This window comes from Arthrobacter sp. Bi26 (assembly GCF_918697925.1).
In the GTDB taxonomy this organism is placed as follows: domain Bacteria; phylum Actinomycetota; class Actinomycetes; order Actinomycetales; family Micrococcaceae; genus Arthrobacter.
Window position 1 is genome coordinate 68,223 of the sequence record NZ_CAKKMF010000010.1, and the last position, 16,613, is coordinate 84,835.

General features: G+C 65.1%; 15 protein-coding genes. 2 read left to right on the forward strand and 13 right to left on the reverse strand.

The annotated features are described in order from the left end of the window. Positions 1-6: 6 nt before the first annotated feature. The 9 genes from LQV16_RS04325 to LQV16_RS04365 are packed head-to-tail and all read right to left on the reverse strand — an operon-like array spanning position 7 to position 11,016. Positions 7-1,929 carry a glycosyltransferase gene (locus tag LQV16_RS04325; protein ID WP_229992701.1) on the reverse strand — a complete coding sequence of 641 codons (1,923 nt, stop codon included), beginning with the start codon at positions 1,927-1,929 and terminating at the stop codon, positions 7-9. Positions 1,930-1,933: 4 nt separating this feature from the next. After that, a complete protein-coding gene (locus tag LQV16_RS04330; protein WP_229992702.1) occupies positions 1,934-2,749 on the reverse strand; it encodes a hypothetical protein in 816 nt (271 codons plus the stop codon). Between the two features lie 13 nt (positions 2,750-2,762). Next, positions 2,763-4,073 carry a UDP-N-acetyl-D-mannosamine dehydrogenase gene (gene wecC / locus LQV16_RS04335; protein WP_290369325.1) on the reverse strand — a complete coding sequence of 437 codons (1,311 nt, stop codon included), beginning with the start codon at positions 4,071-4,073 and terminating at the stop codon, positions 2,763-2,765. Between the two features lie 6 nt (positions 4,074-4,079). Then, positions 4,080-6,002 carry a glycosyltransferase gene (locus tag LQV16_RS04340; RefSeq protein WP_229992703.1) on the reverse strand — a complete coding sequence of 641 codons (1,923 nt, stop codon included), beginning with the start codon at positions 6,000-6,002 and terminating at the stop codon, positions 4,080-4,082. A gap of 3 nt (positions 6,003-6,005) precedes the next feature. Continuing rightward, on the reverse strand, positions 6,006-6,896 hold the full coding sequence (locus tag LQV16_RS04345) for an ABC transporter ATP-binding protein (protein WP_229992704.1): 891 nt from the start codon (positions 6,894-6,896) through the stop codon (positions 6,006-6,008). After that, complete coding sequence (locus LQV16_RS04350; RefSeq protein ID WP_229992705.1) at positions 6,883-7,776, reverse strand: ABC transporter permease; 894 nt, start codon at positions 7,774-7,776, stop codon at positions 6,883-6,885. The genes LQV16_RS04345 and LQV16_RS04350 overlap by 14 nt, the downstream gene beginning before the upstream one ends. Continuing rightward, positions 7,773-9,512: a glycosyltransferase gene (locus LQV16_RS04355; RefSeq protein ID WP_229992706.1), complete on the reverse strand. Its 1,740-nt coding sequence runs from the start codon at positions 9,510-9,512 to the stop codon at positions 7,773-7,775. The genes LQV16_RS04350 and LQV16_RS04355 overlap by 4 nt, the downstream gene beginning before the upstream one ends. After that, positions 9,509-10,768 carry a glycosyltransferase family 4 protein gene (locus LQV16_RS04360; protein WP_229992707.1) on the reverse strand — a complete coding sequence of 420 codons (1,260 nt, stop codon included), beginning with the start codon at positions 10,766-10,768 and terminating at the stop codon, positions 9,509-9,511. Before LQV16_RS04360 ends, LQV16_RS04355 begins: the two co-directional genes overlap by 4 nt. Positions 10,769-10,773: 5 nt before the next feature. Then, positions 10,774-11,016: a hypothetical protein gene (locus LQV16_RS04365; protein ID WP_229992708.1), complete on the reverse strand. Its 243-nt coding sequence runs from the start codon at positions 11,014-11,016 to the stop codon at positions 10,774-10,776. 70 nt (positions 11,017-11,086) lie between these two features. Between LQV16_RS04365 and LQV16_RS04370 the strand changes: the two genes are divergently transcribed. Both LQV16_RS04370 and LQV16_RS04375 read left to right on the forward strand, forming a co-directional pair. Beyond that, complete coding sequence (locus LQV16_RS04370) at positions 11,087-11,326, forward strand: hypothetical protein (protein ID WP_229992709.1); 240 nt, start codon at positions 11,087-11,089, stop codon at positions 11,324-11,326. Positions 11,327-11,615: 289 nt separating this feature from the next. Further along, complete coding sequence (locus LQV16_RS04375; RefSeq protein ID WP_229992710.1) at positions 11,616-12,116, forward strand: DUF3515 family protein; 501 nt, start codon at positions 11,616-11,618, stop codon at positions 12,114-12,116. Positions 12,117-12,118: 2 nt separating this feature from the next. Here LQV16_RS04375 and LQV16_RS04380 read toward each other — a convergent pair whose 3' ends face one another. The 4 genes from LQV16_RS04380 to murA are packed head-to-tail and all read right to left on the reverse strand — an operon-like array spanning position 12,119 to position 16,414. Continuing rightward, a complete protein-coding gene (locus LQV16_RS04380; protein ID WP_229992711.1) occupies positions 12,119-13,264 on the reverse strand; it encodes a D-alanine--D-alanine ligase family protein in 1,146 nt (381 codons plus the stop codon). Positions 13,265-13,266: 2 nt separating this feature from the next. Next, positions 13,267-14,334 carry an NAD(P)H-dependent glycerol-3-phosphate dehydrogenase gene (locus LQV16_RS04385; protein ID WP_229992712.1) on the reverse strand — a complete coding sequence of 356 codons (1,068 nt, stop codon included), beginning with the start codon at positions 14,332-14,334 and terminating at the stop codon, positions 13,267-13,269. Further along, complete coding sequence (locus tag LQV16_RS04390; protein WP_229992713.1) at positions 14,331-15,077, reverse strand: lysophospholipid acyltransferase family protein; 747 nt, start codon at positions 15,075-15,077, stop codon at positions 14,331-14,333. The genes LQV16_RS04385 and LQV16_RS04390 overlap by 4 nt, the downstream gene beginning before the upstream one ends. A gap of 11 nt (positions 15,078-15,088) precedes the next feature. Continuing rightward, positions 15,089-16,414, reverse strand: a complete 1,326-nt coding sequence (gene murA / locus LQV16_RS04395; RefSeq protein ID WP_229992714.1) for a UDP-N-acetylglucosamine 1-carboxyvinyltransferase — start codon at positions 16,412-16,414, stop codon at positions 15,089-15,091. Between the last annotated feature and the right edge of the window lie 199 nt (positions 16,415-16,613).

The window sequence follows — 16,613 nt, forward strand, 5'->3', positions numbered from 1 at the left end:
AGCCTTCTAAGTATGCGAGTGAGTAGTAAGTGCGGATTGAGCCGGGACTGGAACTGGCACCCGGGCGAAGTGGCTGCGCATGGAACCCAGCCGCGCTCCGGAAGGTGAGCTCGGAACAGCGTCGATCTGCGGCGGCGGCTGGAATCCGTCCCACTGTTCGGCCACACTCTGTAAGAAGATGCTGTCTTCCGGATTCCAGGTATGGCCGCCGTGCGAATCCGCCCCGGAGTGGCGGTGCATCATGTAATTCTGCCCGTGGGAGCGGTAGATGAGTCCCCCGGAGGCCTGGACTGCTTGTAGGAGGCAGCGGTCAACGGCGCGATGGACGGGCCGCCATCCTCCCAGCTGACGCAGCTCATCCCTGCCGAGCATTATAGTGCCGCCCGCGACGTGGTCCGAATATTGCTCCCCGAGTGGGGGCCTGCGCGTGGTGATGTCCAGGCTCTCCAGGTAAACGAACTCAACCTGCGCGCCCACCAGGGTGGCGCCGCTGAATTCCTTGGCGTGGACGAGGTCGCGCAGGTGGTGCGGGCCGTACCAGTCGTCGTCGTCCATCTTGCAGACGAGATCGCCGCTGGCGGCGCGCACGCCGGCGTTCAGCACGTCGCCAAAAATCATGTCGGCCGGAACGGTGCGCACCTGCAGCTCGCCGGAAAACGCCTCGACGGCGCGCCGGACCTCGGGCAGGTCGGTGTCGAACCCGTGCAGCACCACCACCACTTCCAGTGCCTCCCAGCTCTGGCGTGTCAGCTGGTCCAGGGCGGATACCAGCTTCTCGGGCCGGCGGGTGGCCAGCACCACGCTCACGGAGGGCACGGGAAGCAGCGGCTTGCCGAGCTGGCCCAGCAGAGTGTTCCAGACGGCCCGCGGGCTGTAGAGGTCCAAGGCCGTCCGTCGAAGCTCGATCGACTTCGATTCCCGCAGCACCCGGGGGTCGCCGGCGTCGAAGGCCTGAATGCGGTCCACCAGCTGCTCGCCGAGCAGGGACCGGACGGGGGCAGGCAACGCCGTCGTCAAGAGGGGCACGCCCGCGACGGCCAGCTGGCTCAGGCGCCGCGCCAGCTGCCAGTCCAGGCCGCCAAAGAGGTCTCCATCAACCTCAACGTAGTTGTGCTCCCGGAGGGCCGCGAGATCGGCTTCGCTCAGCTCTCCCCGGCGGCCGAGCTCGATCGGCCGGAGTGCCCGCGTCGCCTTATCCGGGTACGGCAGGAATCCCAGGGGAGACACGACGGCGGTGTCAACAGGGGGCAGTACCGTCCCCGGCGGAGTCCAGACCGGCGGTGTGACACGTAAGGGCTGGTCCGAGGCTTGCTCGCTGAGCTGCTGGGTGAGCTCGCCGGGTCCGATCAGCACGTCGACGGAATAGATGTCATCCGGCTCGGGCTGCAGGAGCTCTTCGGTCATGAAGCTGCCGAGTGCGTCGCCGGCGAGCCAGGCGGTGGCGGCGGGATCGGTGATGCCGACCCGCAGTCCGCCCAGCACCGGCCGCGGCGCGGCAGGCGAACAGCAGCCCAAGGCGGCGAGGGCCGCAGCATGCACATTCACCCATTTGCCGCCTTCGACCACCACTGCGAAACCGAGCCCCGGCACGGTCATGGCGGATGTGCCGGCCTTGACCTGGAGGCTGCGCGGAGTCCAGACCGGCAGGTCGGCGGCCGGGAAGAGCCCGCGGATGACCAGTACGAAGCGTTGCGCCCGTCCCTCGCTGCGGAACAAGGGAAGCAGCATCCGAGCCTCAGAGAGCGATTGCGTCTGCACAACGTAGTTGTCCCACCACAATTGATCAGCAGGAAGGGCATGATCCCAGTCGGCCCCGCTCCGGGGATCGCGGTGCTCCCAGTCCGTGCGGGCGTAGTCCAGCCCGAGGTCCAACGCCAGCTGCGCCATGGAGTGGTCTGCGGAGCCGACCGCGACGCTCTTGATCTGCATGCTGCTAGCTCCCCGCCCGGCCTGTGCGGGCCTTGAGCCGGCCAAGGATATAGGCCGGGCCCTTGCGGGCAATAGCGCGGGCACGCGAGACGCCGCGGTTCGGGGCAAGCCCCTGCTCCAGGCGGCGGCGCTCGATTTCGGACTTCCTCAGACGGGCCTCCAGCAGGCGGATCTTCTGCTCATAGTCCAGGCGCGTGGCGCTGTCGGCCAGGTCCCGGACCACGATATTCAGGTCAAGGGTTGCCGCGGCGCCCTTGCGCAGGTGCAGTTTGGGCTTGGGCCGCCGGAAATCGTGCAGGCCCAGGGCGCTGCCGGAAACCCAGCGTTCGCCACCGGCGCTGCGCGCGGACTTCTCCGGGTCGCCGGCTTCCGACAGCTCCCGAAGGGTCGCCGTCTGCCACAGTTCGATTGCGCCCGGCTGCCCGTCCACCAGGGCCCTGAGGACCATAGCCTGGGTCTGGCGCAGGGTGTCGATCATGGCTTCCAGTGAGTGCAGGCCCAGGGCCGTTCCGGCGCTGAGCACCAGCGTGTAGGCGGACTCGGCAAGCTGTTGTCCGTCAGCCCGGAGAAACGAAAAGCGGCGGTCGGTGGAGAGCCAGTCTTCCAGCTTGGGCCGGCTGCCGTCCTCGACCAGAATGTCGACGGCGAAGTCCTGGCAAGCAGAGCCGAAAAGCGAGGCGACGGTTCCAGCAACTTCCAGATCCGTAGCCTTCGCGGCCCGGATCAGGATCCGGACAAGCGGGGTCTCGCGCCGCGGCGTGTGCAGGGCCTTGAGTGCAAAGCCGGCATGGCGCAGCTCTTCCTCAATGGACGCTGACACGGCGTGGCTTCCCCTATCCACCGACGCTGGCCCCTACGGGCGTGTGCGGCCGGCTGGCGTCCGCGGGCTCCTGCTGGTTCCAAATGCCCTTGGTATCGATGACGAGTTTTCCTTCGAGGGACAGGGCGTCCAGGGTCAGGAATTCATCGTGGTCCACCAGGAGCATCACGAGGTCCGCAGCGGCGACGGCTTCCTCCATGCCGTGGAGCCTGGCGAGGCCGGATGCTGCCAGCGCCGTCGGGAGTTCCTCGACGTTCGGGTCAACCACCAGGATGGCGCTGTCAGGCAGCTGCCGGACGAGTTCCTGGACGATCGTCACCGACGGCGACTCGCGGACGTCGTCGATGTTGGCCTTGAAGGCCAGGCCGAGGACAGCCACGGTGGCGCCCGGCTGGTCGGCCAGTGTCTGCACTGCCTGCCGGACCACGTGGTACGGCTTGGAGTCGTTGACTTCGCGGGCCGTCCGGATCAGGGCGGAGTGCTCCGGGACGGCGTCGACGATGAACCAGGGATCAACCGCGATGCAGTGTCCGCCCACGCCGGGGCCGGGGCGAAGAACGTTCACGCGCGGGTGATGGTTCGCCAGCTCGATCAGCTTCCAGACGTCGATGCCCAAGTTGTCGCAAATCAGTGAGAGCTCGTTGGCGAAGGCGATGTTGACGTCGCGGAAGGTGTTTTCCACCAGCTTGGTCATTTCAGCGGTGGTGGCATCCGTGAGCAGGATTTCACCCTGGCAGATCACCTCGTACAGCCGCTTGGCCAGCTGGGCGCCCTCTTCGGTGAGGCCTCCTATCACGCGGTCGTTGGTGACCATTTCGACCATGATCCGGCCCGGCAGAACGCGCTCCGGCGAGTGCACAATGTGGACATGGTTTAGTCCGGGACCCGCTTCGAGGGACAGGTCCGGCCGCAGTTCCATGAGGTAGGTGCCGAGGCGTTCGGTGGTGCCTGGAGGCGACGTCGATTCCAGGACCACGAGTTCGCCGCCGCGGAGCTTGGGCGCGAGGGCCTCAAGGGCGCTGCGGAGGTAGGAGAGGTCGGCGCCGTTGCCCTCCGCCAGCGGGGTGGGCACGGCAATGATGAACGCGTCGGCCACAGGCACGGTGGACATGGCGACGAGGTTGCCCAGGCTGACCGCACCTGAGACCACCACACCCATATCGGGTTCCACAAAGGGAACCTCTCCCCGGTTGACGGCGTCGACGGTCGACTGCTTCACATCGACGCCGGCTACGCGCTTGCCTTTGGCGGCAAAGCTGGCCGCGGTGGGCAGGCCGATGTAGCCAAGTCCGATGACGGCAACATCAAAAATCGTCTCGTCCATGTTTCCCTAAACTAAAATATGGTCTTCGGGTGAACCGAAGAACTGAATCTTTGAAGTAGCCAAAAGCTCTTCATTGGTGATGGGCCAGGTGTGCGACGACACGTTGGCGCCGCGCATCTGGCAGTAGTTAAAACGGTCCGCCGAGTAGATCCGGGCTCCCGACTCGACAATGTCGGTCAGGAAGCGCGAGTCCTCTCCACGTTGCAGCTGCTGGAACGGAAAGCGCCTGAACGTGTCAGTGGCGGCGAAAATTGTAGGTCCGGAGACTGCTTCCACGTAACGGTGTTCCAATTGCGGGTTGCGCAGGATCGTAGCACCAGCTCCGGCCAGATGCATGTAATGCGCCCGCTTTCCCACCACCTCGGCCTCGGAATACATCATGGCGTGGACCTGGTCGCCCAGGTACAGGGGGCTGTAGATGTCGTCGTCGTCCCATTTGGTGGCGAACCGGCCGTCGGCACGCGCCACGACGGCGTTGAGGCACTCACCGAGCACCGTTTGCTGCGGCTCATGCAGGACCACGGTGTCCGCGATGCCGGCCAGCTGGGACTTGCGGCGGAACGCGGCTTCGTCTATTTCAAAACCGTGGGCCAGGTACACGAGCTGGACATCGACGCCCTGCTGGGCGGCCACCCCGGCAATGACATGCTCGAGTTGCTGCGGGCGGAAACTTGAAACGAGGACAGAGATCTGGGCGCGGGGTGCCGGGGCGGCCAGCGAGGGCCGTGCCGCAGCGGCGATGGACTGTGCCCGGTGGCTGAATGTATGCTCCGCCCAGATTCTGCGCTGGGCCTTGTGGACGAGGCGCTGGGCATAGTCCGGGTTTGCGGTCAGTGCCCTCAGCAGGTGCGCGGCGTCTTCGCGATTGTCCGCCGTGGGGATTTCCCGCTCCGGGAAGAACTCCGTGATGGCCGCGCTGGGGGTCGAGACAACGCAGGAGCCAGCCGCGGTGATCTCGAAAATCCGCCGGGCGCACATCGACGGCGAGTCCGTGACGGAGTTGACGTTGAGGAACACCTTGTACGCCTTGTAGGCGGTCAGCATCTGTTTGTAGGACAGAGACCCCACAACGTGCTTCTTGAGGATTCCGGGGAACTGATACTGCGGCTGCCTGCCCAGCTGCCGCGAAAAGATCTCAAAACCGGGGCGTTTGCCCGCGGTCGCGTCAACGGCTGCACCCAGCAGGTACTCCATCTGGCGCCGGCGGTCCTCGTATTTGTGCGCAAAATACATTCCGGCGAAGGCGATCTCGCGGGCGTGCCAGCCGTGCCGGGGCCGGGCCGGGTTGTGGATGCGGGGCTGCGCGGCGAAGGGCAGCACGGAAATCCGGCTGTGGCCCAGGTCCTCCCGATAGCTGGGCAGCATGTTGGCATCGGTCGTGAAGACGTGATCGAACAGTTTCGCGGCGGGCAGGAAGTCCTCGTAGTGCGGCGGGTCTTCCTTGTTCCAGAACACCGCCGGGACTCCGGAGACCCGACATCCGTCAACGAGCTCGCGGAAGACCGCCGAAGGGCCGGCGGGGCCGGTGATCTTGCCCCGCCAGAGCCCTGCGTTGCCTGCCCACGCGGATTCGACGACGACGAAGTCCAGCGCCTCGTCGCGCAGCTGCTGCGCCCAGCCGTCGGGCCTGAGCGCCACGACGGTCCACTCGGCGGCGAACGCCGCCGCGGAAAAGTCATCCATGATTATGCCCACGCGCAGCTGCGGATTCCGCGGCTGCGCAACTCCAACAGCAGCTTCCCTGAAGATCAGGTGGCGGCCGCGTCCGATTCCGCGCCAGGCGCCTTCCGCGCCGCGGACACCGGCCAGGCTGGCCTCGTCACGCTCGGCCGTGCTGCGGTGCAGGTAGCTCTTGACCTGTCCCATGCCGCCTTGGCGGGCGTGCCACAGCGCGCGGCGCCAGTAGGCCGTCTTGTCTCGAAAACTCATTCTCTACCTGGACCGCTTCCAGCCGTTGGGAAGCAGGGTGGTGCGCATTTCGGGGAGGCTTGCCATCAGCTCAGCCCGGATCTTGCGGCCGTAGTCTGCGTTGCCCTCGTTGATGCGCCAGATGAAGTTCCGGTATTCCTTGGCAACTTCGTCGGGCGTTCCGTCCATGATGAAATCGCCCTTATCGATCCAAAGGGCGCGGTTGCACATGGACGTAATGGTGGAAAGGCTGTGGCTGACCACGAACACGGTTCCGGCCTGGCTGGTCACGTGCTCCATCCGCTTCTTGGAGCGCTCCTTGAACTGGGCATCGCCGGTGTTGAGGGCTTCGTCGATCAGCAGGATCTCGGGATCAACTGCCGCGGCGATGGCGAAGCGGAGGCGCGCGCCCATGCCAGAGGAATAGGAATTCATCGGGTGGTAGACCTCGTGCTCCAACCCGGACATCTCCACAATGTCATCGAACTTGGCATCGATTTCTGCGTGGCTCATGCCCATGGCAAGGCAGCCGAGCCGGATGTTCTGGGCACCCGAAATGGAGCTGATCAGGGCCGCGTTGACGCCCAGGAGGATGGGGTTGCTCGCGGCATAGACAGTGCCGGAGTCCGGGATGATCAGCCCGGCCAGAACCTTCATGAGGGTGCTCTTGCCTGAGCCGTTGCGGCCAATGACGCCAATTGAATCGCTCTGATTGGCCACGAAGGAAATCTTGCTCAATGCCGTGGTGCGTACCACGCTGTCGCCACGGCGCGGCGTGCGAAGTTTCTTGAGGAACGAAGTCCGGGCGTTGGTCCGCCCGGGAGTCTGGTTCTTCGTCCGGTAGACGACCGAAATGTCGTCAACTACCACTGTTGGCTCCGCGATGTGGCCGATTGTCATGTCAGACACGTCCATAGCTTTCCTCTCCGCGCCAGAAGACAAACAGTCCGGCGGCGACCGATCCCAGCGCCCAGAGACCCAGAACGGCCCACGCCCGCCAGGACGGTGTTGTGTCGTAAAGTAACGAGTCGCGAATGATCTTGATGACCTGGAACACGGGGTTGACGTCCATCATGGTGCGCATGATGGGGTACTGGTCGAACCTGGTCTCAGCAAAGAAGACTGCCGAGGCATACATCCAGAAGCGCACAACGAAAGAGATCAGCATGCTCAGGTCCGGGATTTTCAGGATCAACGGTGCCAGCAACATGCCGATCCCTAGATTAAATAAGAATTGAAGCAGGATCGCGGGGACAATCAGGAGCCACCGCCACGTGATCTCCTCGGCCGGTGCCGTGAAGATGATGAAGAGCAGCATGACGATCGTCACGGGAACGTTGGAGATCAGTTCCCGAACGTTGAGGGCAATGGGCAGTGCCGCCCGGGGGAACTGGAAGGCCCGGATCATGGACGTATTACTGGTCAGAGATTTAGCCCCGCCCAGGACGGACCGCGTGGTCATCTGGAAGGTAAAGACGCCAATGATCAGGTAGCCGACAAAATTGTCAATGCCCTTGCTGGTGCCTAAGAGCAAACCAAAGATTAGGTAGAAACTGAGTCCGCTCAGTAAGGGCGTCAGAACCAGCCAGGCAGTTCCCAGGTGGGTCTTGTCGTGCTCGCTCTGGACCCGCGCGCGGGCGTCGAAGAAGATGAAACTCCGGCGGTCCCATAGCTGGACCAGATAGTCCAGGAAGTCGGGCCGCTGCCCCACTTTGCTCAATCGGACAAGGTTTACGGGCACAGAGACGGTGGGCGTCTTGGTCTCTTCCGCCCGGCTCTGTTCTTTGGTGCTCATCTGATGGTTACTCCCAGCATTTCCAACTCTCTTGCCAGGGCAACCGCGTTGGCGGCCCATGTTCTCTCCCGCAGCACTCGCCCCCGGCTGGCAGCGCCAAGCGCTGCCGCCAGCGGTGCATCCGAGAGCAGTTCCCGGACCGCTGCAGCGAACGATGCAGGGTCTCCGGCAGTCGCAAGGCGGCCGGTTACGCGGTCCTCGACGATTTCCGCCAATGCAGGCAAGTCGCTGGCAACAACCGGCCGGGCAGATGCCATGGCCTCCACGGGCTTGAGCGGTGTCACGGAACGCGTCACCTCCAGGTCCTTGCGCGGCACAACGAATACATCCAGCGCTTGATGGTACAGGGCTGTCTGACTCCGGGGCACGCGGCCCGTAAAGACAATGCGATCGGCATATCCGCTCCGCTGCGCCTGAATCTGCAGCGAAGGCATGGACGAACCGTCTCCGACAATCAGGAGACGGAGCTGAGGCATGTCCTCAGCCAGCAGCAAAAACGCGGCGAGGAGGTCCTCTATGCCTTCATAGGGTACCAAGCTGCTCACTGTGCCGATAAATTGTCCGTCTTCTGCGAGACCGATCTCACGCCGGGCGCTGGCCTTATCCAGGGGCTCGGACAGGAAGTTCCCGCCGACAGCGTTAGGGGCAATGATTACCCTATTTTCGGGGATTCTGGCAGCAACAATGTTCGCCTTCATGGCCGTCCCGAGGGTCAGCACGAGGTCCGCATCCTGCATGACCTCCGCTTCCCGGCTCTGAAACAGCCGGTACTTCTCGCTGTTGCGGGCCTCCGGCCCGCGTGTGGAGGCCCAAGTGTCGGCCAGTTGGCCGCGGACCTCATAGACCCAGGGTATCCCGAGGGCCTCGGCCACGGCCCGCACCACCAGACCGTTGACGTAATGCGTGGTGGTGTGCAGCACGCTCGGCTTGAACACCAGGGCCACGGCGAGCAGTTCTTCCGCCTGCTGCTGCAGCCGGGCATCAATGGTGTGTGCCATCTTGGCGGGCAGGAGCCGCTGGTAACGGATTCCGTCCACGGTGTCCATGGTTTTCGCGAGGAGCTTCCCCACCTGAACGGGATAGCCCATCCTGGTGACCGCCAGCACATCCCATCCGGCCTCCTGTTGCGCCAGCAGGGTGGAGTGGGAGCGCTGGGCGTAGCCGCTGGCTGTGTGGGGCAGCGAGTTCGTCAGCAGATGAAGGATCCGACCGGGCACCGGTGCGTAGGGGCGGCGCTCCAGCGACGGCGATGCGTTCGTCAGGATCGCCGCCTCGGCCGCCAGACGGGCGCGTTGCCGCAGTCCCGCAGCTCCAGAGCCGTCGAGTGCCGCAACAGCTTCGCTGACGTCGCCGTCGTACCAGAGACGCCGCGCCCGGGCCTGCTTCACATGCTGCGCCGTGCCGGCCTTGGCAAGGAGGACGTCCGACACCGCCGGGAGGTTCGCTGCGAGGGCGACGTCGGCCAGGCGGCGCGCCCGGTCCCCCTCGACGGGTCCGTCGGCAGCGAGGCGCAGCCGGCGTTCGACGTCGGCCTCGTCCCCGGCGGCGAGTGCCGCGAACATCACGGCCGCCGAGGTGGAGTTTTTCGGGGCCCAGCGGCAGAGGCACTTCGCGAGGGGAAGCACGGCCGAGGGCAGCCTGCGCGAAAGCTGCAGGAACAAGATGACGGGATCATCAGTCAGGTGCTGGCGGACCACGCTCTGGGCCAGCCGGACGTTGTTGAGCAGCTGCATCATCGGCTCTCGCGGGTTTCCGCGAGCAGTTCGGTGATGAGTTCCATATAGCGGCCGGCGAGCTGCTCGTATTCGGCGTGCGCTTTGACCCACTGGCGGCTGTCGCCGTTGCGGACCAGGCGGCCGCGGTCGGCAGCCAGTTCGCGCCACAAAGCGGCCAGCTCTTCGGGATTGCTTGCCACGATGTCGCCGGCCTCGGCGTCCGAGACGATTCTCGCGGCTTCGCCACGCACCACGGCAGTGATGTGCCGGCCGATCGCCAGAACCTCATAGGTCTTGGACGGCACGGTGGTCTCGAAGGATTTCCAGTCGTCCCGCAAAGAGACGATGCAGGTGTCCGCCGACGAGTAGCGTTCCAGCATGGCGGCCCCGGTCAGGGGCGGGTGGAACGTGACAGGAGCTTTCAGCTCACGTGCCAGCTTCTCCAGCGCCGGCCTCTGGGTCCCGTGGCCCACCATGTGCAGGTGCATCGATTCCCCCACCAGGGCACTCGCGAGGATGGCGACGTCGAGTTTCTGACTCTCGCCGTGGTTCCCCAGATACAAGGCCTCGAATACGTCCCTTTTCTGTTCCGGGGGCCCAACCACCGGGATGGAGTCAAGGTTCACGCCGTTGCTGACGGTTGCCACGTTGCGGACACCGCGGGAGCGCAACGTCGCCGCGAACCCTTCGGTCACTGTAACCACAAGGTCCGCCCGGTGCTGGACGAAGTCCACCACGTGCTCCACAACGCTCTTGACACTGCCTTGGACGAGCCGGGCGTCGCGGGCCAGGTCCGGCCAGGCATCCCGCATTTCCACGATCAGGGGGACGCGGCGCAATTTTGCCACGGCATAGCCGGCAGCAAGCGAGGGCAGGCCGGGGGCCGTGACAATAACGACGTCGGGCTTGCGGACCATCATTCCGGCGGGGACCGACAAAAAGGCCGAAAAGCACTGGTCAAGCAGCCGCGCGGCACGGGAGTTGCCGTGGCGCAGGTAGGGGACGTGAAGAATCTTTTCGGTGAACTGGCCGTTGCGCTGCCGGAATGGCCTGCCAGCCATCCAGCGCGGGAGTGCCCGCCGCCCGAAGGGGTAGTGCGCCACCGGAGTCACGACATCGACGCCCCAACCTGAGTGGGAGAACTCCTTGATCATGGCGGTCCAGCGGCGCTGTGGAGGACTCTGTTCGGGCCAGTAGGAGTGCGTGATCAGCGTGATCTGCAGGCTGTCATTCACGGACTTAGGCGAAATCGACTCCACGAGGGCTTCATCCTGCATGGATGTCAGGACTTACCGGTCCGGGGTACGCCGGTAGCCTTTTTCGATCCAATGAACCGGAAGTAGGCAAAGCCCATGCCCAGCAGGACCAGCACGGTGATGGCCTGGACGGCCAGGGGGCTGCCCGTAGCGACGGCTACTGCAGCCTGGACTTCAGGTTTCACCATCACCGGAGGTTTGGTGGGGGTGGCGATGACGGCGGGAGCCGTAGACGGCGCCGGCGTCGGAGTGGGCGTCGGTGTCTCCACTGGGACTTCCTGCACAGGAGCCGGGACGACGGGTGCCGGGGCGACGGGTGCAACGACAGGCGGCGTTTCAATGACGGGCGCAGGCGCCACGACGGGCGGAGCCGCCGGCACCACGGGCGGAACCACTGGCGTAGGAACGATCACTGGCTCGCTCGGTACCGGCGACGGCTCGTCCGCGGGCTTGGTCGGCGAAGGCGACGGCGTATCTGTTGACGGCGGCTTGGTCGAGCCCGTCTTGGTGGGCGTCGGCGCCGGAGTGGGCGTCACCACCACCGTTGCAGGGGCGGTAGGCCCGGTTTCCTCGGCGTAAGCGGCTGTCGCCGTGGCCACGACTGAGGCGGCAAGGAGCAAAGCTCCCAGCCCGGTGCGTATGGATTTATTTCGGCTGCACGACGTCATCGACAGTCCCTCCCCCACAGTGCGAGATTGAATCAGGTGTGCGTTATGCGGCCAACACTAACGTCATTGTCGGCAGAGCCCCAGTGGTGCACGAGGTCCCAGTCTACTCGAAGGTAAGAGTCAGGCTGTTCATTTGTGATGCTACCCGCACTCAGGAAACTGTGGCCGCAGCGCCACGCGGACCGGGTTAAGCTGGATGAATGCTCCAGTTCAGCCGCCGTATTTCCGCCCGCATTGCCCTGGTTGCGGCGGCCGCCGCAACCGGCTTGTCCTTGACGTCATGCTCCCCGGTGGTGGACGTAACACCCGCCAAGGATGCCGCGAACGCGGCCTGCGCGCCTATGATGCTGGCCCTACCGGACGCAATCGGCGATGCCAAGCTGCGCAAGACCAATGCCCAGGCCACGGCGGCCTGGGGCGATCCGTCCGCAGTGATCCTTCGCTGCGGGGTCAACGTTCCGGGACCCACAACGGACCGCTGCGTCAGCGTCAACGGCGTCGACTGGGTCATCAAGGAAGGCAGCCCCGTGTGGACGCTGACCACGTTCGGCCGGGAACCGGCGACGGAGATCCTGATGGATCCGGACAAGATCAGTTCGGCCACCGTGCTGGCAGACCTCTCCTCCGCCGCGGTGAAGATCCCAGCAACCCGGAACTGCGTGGGCCAGGAGGACCTGCAGAACCTGCCGACTAGCAAATAGAGCTAGCGCAGGCCGGTCTTGCGGTGCAGGGCGAGGTGGATCAGCTCGTCAATAAGCTCGGCATAGCCCAGCCCTGAGGCCTTCCACATCTGCGGGTACATGCTCTTGGGCGTAAACCCGGGCATGGTGTTGATCTCGTTGATAATCAGTTCGCCATCAGGGGTGTAGAAGAAGTCGACCCGGCTCAGTCCCTCACCGCCGACGGCGTCGAAGGCGACAGCCGCCAGTTCCCGGACCCGGGTGATCGCTTCCTCGGGGAGGTCGGCCGGGCAGCTGAGCGCGGCGGCGTCGTCCACATATTTGGCGTTGAAGTCATAAAATTCGTGCCCGCCGCCGGCGACGGAAATCTCGCCGGGCATGGATGTGCGGGGAGCATCGGTCCCCCGGCCCTCCAACACGGCGCATTCAATTTCGCGTCCCGTGATGCCGGCCTCGATGACCAGCTTGGGATCGTGCTCGCGGGCGGTCTCTATTGCGGCGTCCAGGCCCTCGATGGAATCCACCTTGGAGATGCCCATGGAGGACCCTGCCCGGGCCGGCTTGACGAACACGGGGAAGCCGAGCTGGTCCACGCGCTTGCGGACGGTCTCCGGATCGTTGCGCCACTGCCGGTCGGTGACGGCGATGTAGGGTCCCACGTGGAGCCCGGCCGCTTCAAAGACCACCTTCATGAAGTGCTTGTCCATGCCGACCGCGGACGCCAGCACGCCGGCACCCACGTAGCGGGTGTCGGACAGTTCCAGGAGGCCCTGGATGGTTCCGTCTTCGCCGAAGGGCCCGTGCAGCAGCGGGAACACGACGTCGACGGCGCCGAGCTCCTCTGGGACCGTGTTCGGGGAGGCGACGATCAGCTGGTGCTCGCCGCCGATCTCGGCCAGGGCCACGGTCTGAGCCGACGGCGCCACCTCGGGCAGCGACGACGCCGAGAGTGACCACTCGTTGGTCTCGGCGGAGGCCAGAACCCACTGGCCGGTCTTGGCGATCCCGATCGGGATGACGTCGTACTTGTCCTTGTCGATGGCGCCCATGACACCGGCTGCTGTCACGCAGCTCACGGCATGCTCGCTGGAGCGGCCGCCGAACAGCACCGCCACTCGGGGTTTGGACTGGCCCGTACGGCCTTCTGTGGTCATGTTGTTCTCTGACACTCTCAGTAATCGCCTTCGGGTTTCAGGTCCCGGGACAGCAGCAGCGGACCCAGTTCGTCTACGGACAATTTACCGCCCAGCACAGCGACGACGGCTGCCGTGATGGGCATGTCGACGCCGAGCTTTCCGGCAAGTTCGTGGACCGCCTGGCTGGACTTGATGCCTTCGGCCGTTTGCTTCATTTCGGCAGTGACCTGCTCGAGGGTCAGCCCCTTGCCGAGCAGCCTGCCTGCCGTGTGGTTTCGGGACAGCGGGGAGGAACATGTGGCCACCAGATCACCCAGGCCGGCGAGTCCCGCCATGGTCCGGGCTTCGCCGCCCAGGGCGAGTGTCAACCGGGATGTTTCCGCGAGGCCCCGGGTGATGACCGAGGCCTTGGTGTTGTCCCCCATCTGCTTGCCCTCGCAGATTCCTACGGCCAGGGCGATGACGTTCTTGACGATCCCGCCGATTTCGACGCCGACAACATCGTTCGTGGTGTACGGGCGGAAGTAGGGCGCGGTGCAGCTGCGGGCAATCCAGCCGGCCGTGACCGGATCCGTGCAGGCCACCACGGACGCAGTTGGCTCTTCCCGGGCGATCTCCATGGCCAGATTGGGGCCTGAGACTACGGCGACACGGTTGGCCGGAAGGTCAAGCTCCGCGCAAATGACCTCGCTCATGCGCGCATCCGTGTGGAGTTCGAGGCCCTTCATGAGGGACACCACGACGGCGCCGGGCGCCAGCATGTCCTTCCACGCCTTCAGTTGCGGCCGCAGGGTCTGCGCCGGAACGGCCAGGATGACGACTTCGGCGCCGGCCAGGACCTCGGCGACGTCGGTGGATGCAGTAATGCTGGACGGCAGCGTGATGCCCTTAAGGTACTGCTCATTGCGGTGCTCGGTATTGATCTGGTCGACGACTTCCGGGCGCCGGCCCCAGAGGCGGATGGTTCGTTCGACGCCGGAGGCCGTGGCGGCGTCGGCCACGACCTTGGCGAAGGTAGTACCCCAGGAGCCAGCCCCTAGGACGGCAACGGTGGTGGCGGATTCGGATCCGCGGCCGGTCGCCGTCGTAAAATCCGCCGTCACGCTGTGACGTCCGGGTCAATGCGGCCGTGCGTGGGCTGATTGTGGGCCGCCGGGTCCCAGCGCTGCGCGGGCGGCTGTTCGCCGCGCAGTTCCGCCAGGAGGCCGGTAATGGCGTCCATGATGACATTCGTGGCGGCCGTGAGCGTTGCTTTGTCCAGCGGGCGGCCCGCAAAGGCGCTCAGGTCCACTGGATTCCCGACCACCAGGCGGGAGGTCTTGCGGGGGAAGATGTAGAAACGCTTCGCATACCGCGGGAAGACCTCTTGGGCACCCCAATGGGCGATGGGAACCACGGGAATACCGCTCTCCAGCGCCATGCGCGCGGCACCCGTGTGCCCCTTCATCGGCCAGAGTGCCGGGTCCCTGGTGAGGGTTCCCTCGGGGTAGATGATGATCGCCCCGCCCTCGTTCACGATCTCCTTGGCCAGCTGCAGCGAACGGTTCGCTCCCGCCGTCGAGCGTTCCACCGGGATCTGCTTGGTGTTCCGCAGGACAGCGCCCAGCACTGGCACGTTGAAGAGGCCGGCTTTGGCGAGGAAGTGCGGCATCCGTTTCTGGTTATAGAGCATGTGCCCCACCACCAGCGGGTCGATCTCCGTGCAGTGGTTGGGCGCGGCGATGAAGCCCCCGGCGGGCAGCTTTTCGAGGCCTTCCCACTTCTTGTTCATCAGCAGGTTCATCACTGGCCGGATGATCCCGGCGACCGTCACAAACGTGGCGTGGCTCTTGGCCGATTCCTTCACTTCGGTCCCCGCTACTTGGCCGACGTGATGTCGAAATCGGCGCCGAGGCCCGCGAGCTTCTCAGTGAAGCGCTCGTAGCCGCGGTTGATGATGTCGATTCCGGTGACGCGGGAGGTGCCGGTGGCGGCCAGGGCGGCGATGAGATGGCTGAATCCGCCGCGCAGGTCCGGGACGTCGATATCGGTGCCCTTGAGCTGCGCCGGTCCGGAGATTACGGCCGAGTGCAGGAAGTTGCGCTGGCCAAAGCGGCACGGCACGCTGCCGAGGCATTCGCGGTGGACCTGGATGTTGGCGCCCATGCGGATCAGTGCATCGGTGAAGCCGAACCGGTTCTCATACACGGTCTCGTGGACGATCGAGACGCCCTCGGCCTGGGTCAGGGCGACGATGAGGGGCTGCTGCCAGTCCGTCATGAAGCCGGGGTGCACGTCCGTTTCGAGCACCAGCGGGTTGAGCTTGCCGCCGCGGTGGTAGAAGCGGATGCCGTCGTCGCCGATGTCCATTCCGCCGCCGACCTTGCGGTAGGTGTTAAGGAAGGTCATCATGTCGCGCTGTGTGGCGCCTTCGACAAAGATGTCGCCGCGGGTGACCAGGGCAGCGGATGCCCAGGAGGCTGACTCGTTGCGGTCCGAGAGGGCCCGGTGGTTGTAGCCGCCCAGGTCCCGGACGCCTTCAATCCGGATGGTGCGGTCAGTCTGGACGCTGATGATCGCGCCCATTTTCTGCAGCACCGCGATGAGGTCCACGATTTCCGGCTCGGTGGCCGCGCCGGAGAGTTCGGTGATGCCCTCGGCGCGCGTGGCGCTCAGCAGGACCTGCTCGGTGGCGCCGACGGACGGGTAGGGCAGGACAATCTTGGCGCCCTTGAGCCCATTGGGCGCGGAGATGTGGATGCCGCCTGGACGCTTTTCCACCACGGCACCGAACTGGCGCAGGACATTGAGGTGGTAGTCGATCGGACGGTCGCCGATCTTGCACCCGCCCAGATCGGGGATGAAGGCCTCACCGATGGCGTGGATCAGTGGCCCGCACAGCAGGATCGGGATGCGCGAATCGCCGGCGTGGGCGTCGATGGCCGTGCTGGAGGCGGTCTTGGCGCCCTTCGGGTCAAGCGTCAGATCGCCGGTCACGGGGTCCTTGTCGACCCTGACGCCGTGGAGCTGAAGCAGGCTCGTGACAACCTCGACGTCCTTAATTTCAGGCACGTTGCGCAACACCGATGGCTCGTTGCCCAGAAGGGCAGCGACCATGGCCTTGGGGACAAGATTCTTGGCCCCGCGAACGGTGACGCGACCAGTTAGCGGGACGCCTCCGCGGATTGTCAGAACACTACTCATATACCGGTTTCCTCACGACTACTCGCCCCCAAATCCTTACAAAGGCTCCAGCTAAGCATAGGAGCATCCGTTACCGATCTGAAATACGGAGCGGTGCAAGATACCCGTCCAGGGCGCGGTGAGCACGGAAAATGGCGTGCAGCCGGGCCGCTGATGTGGCTGAGGGGCTGGACGGGGGCAGGCTGGCTTTCGACTGCTG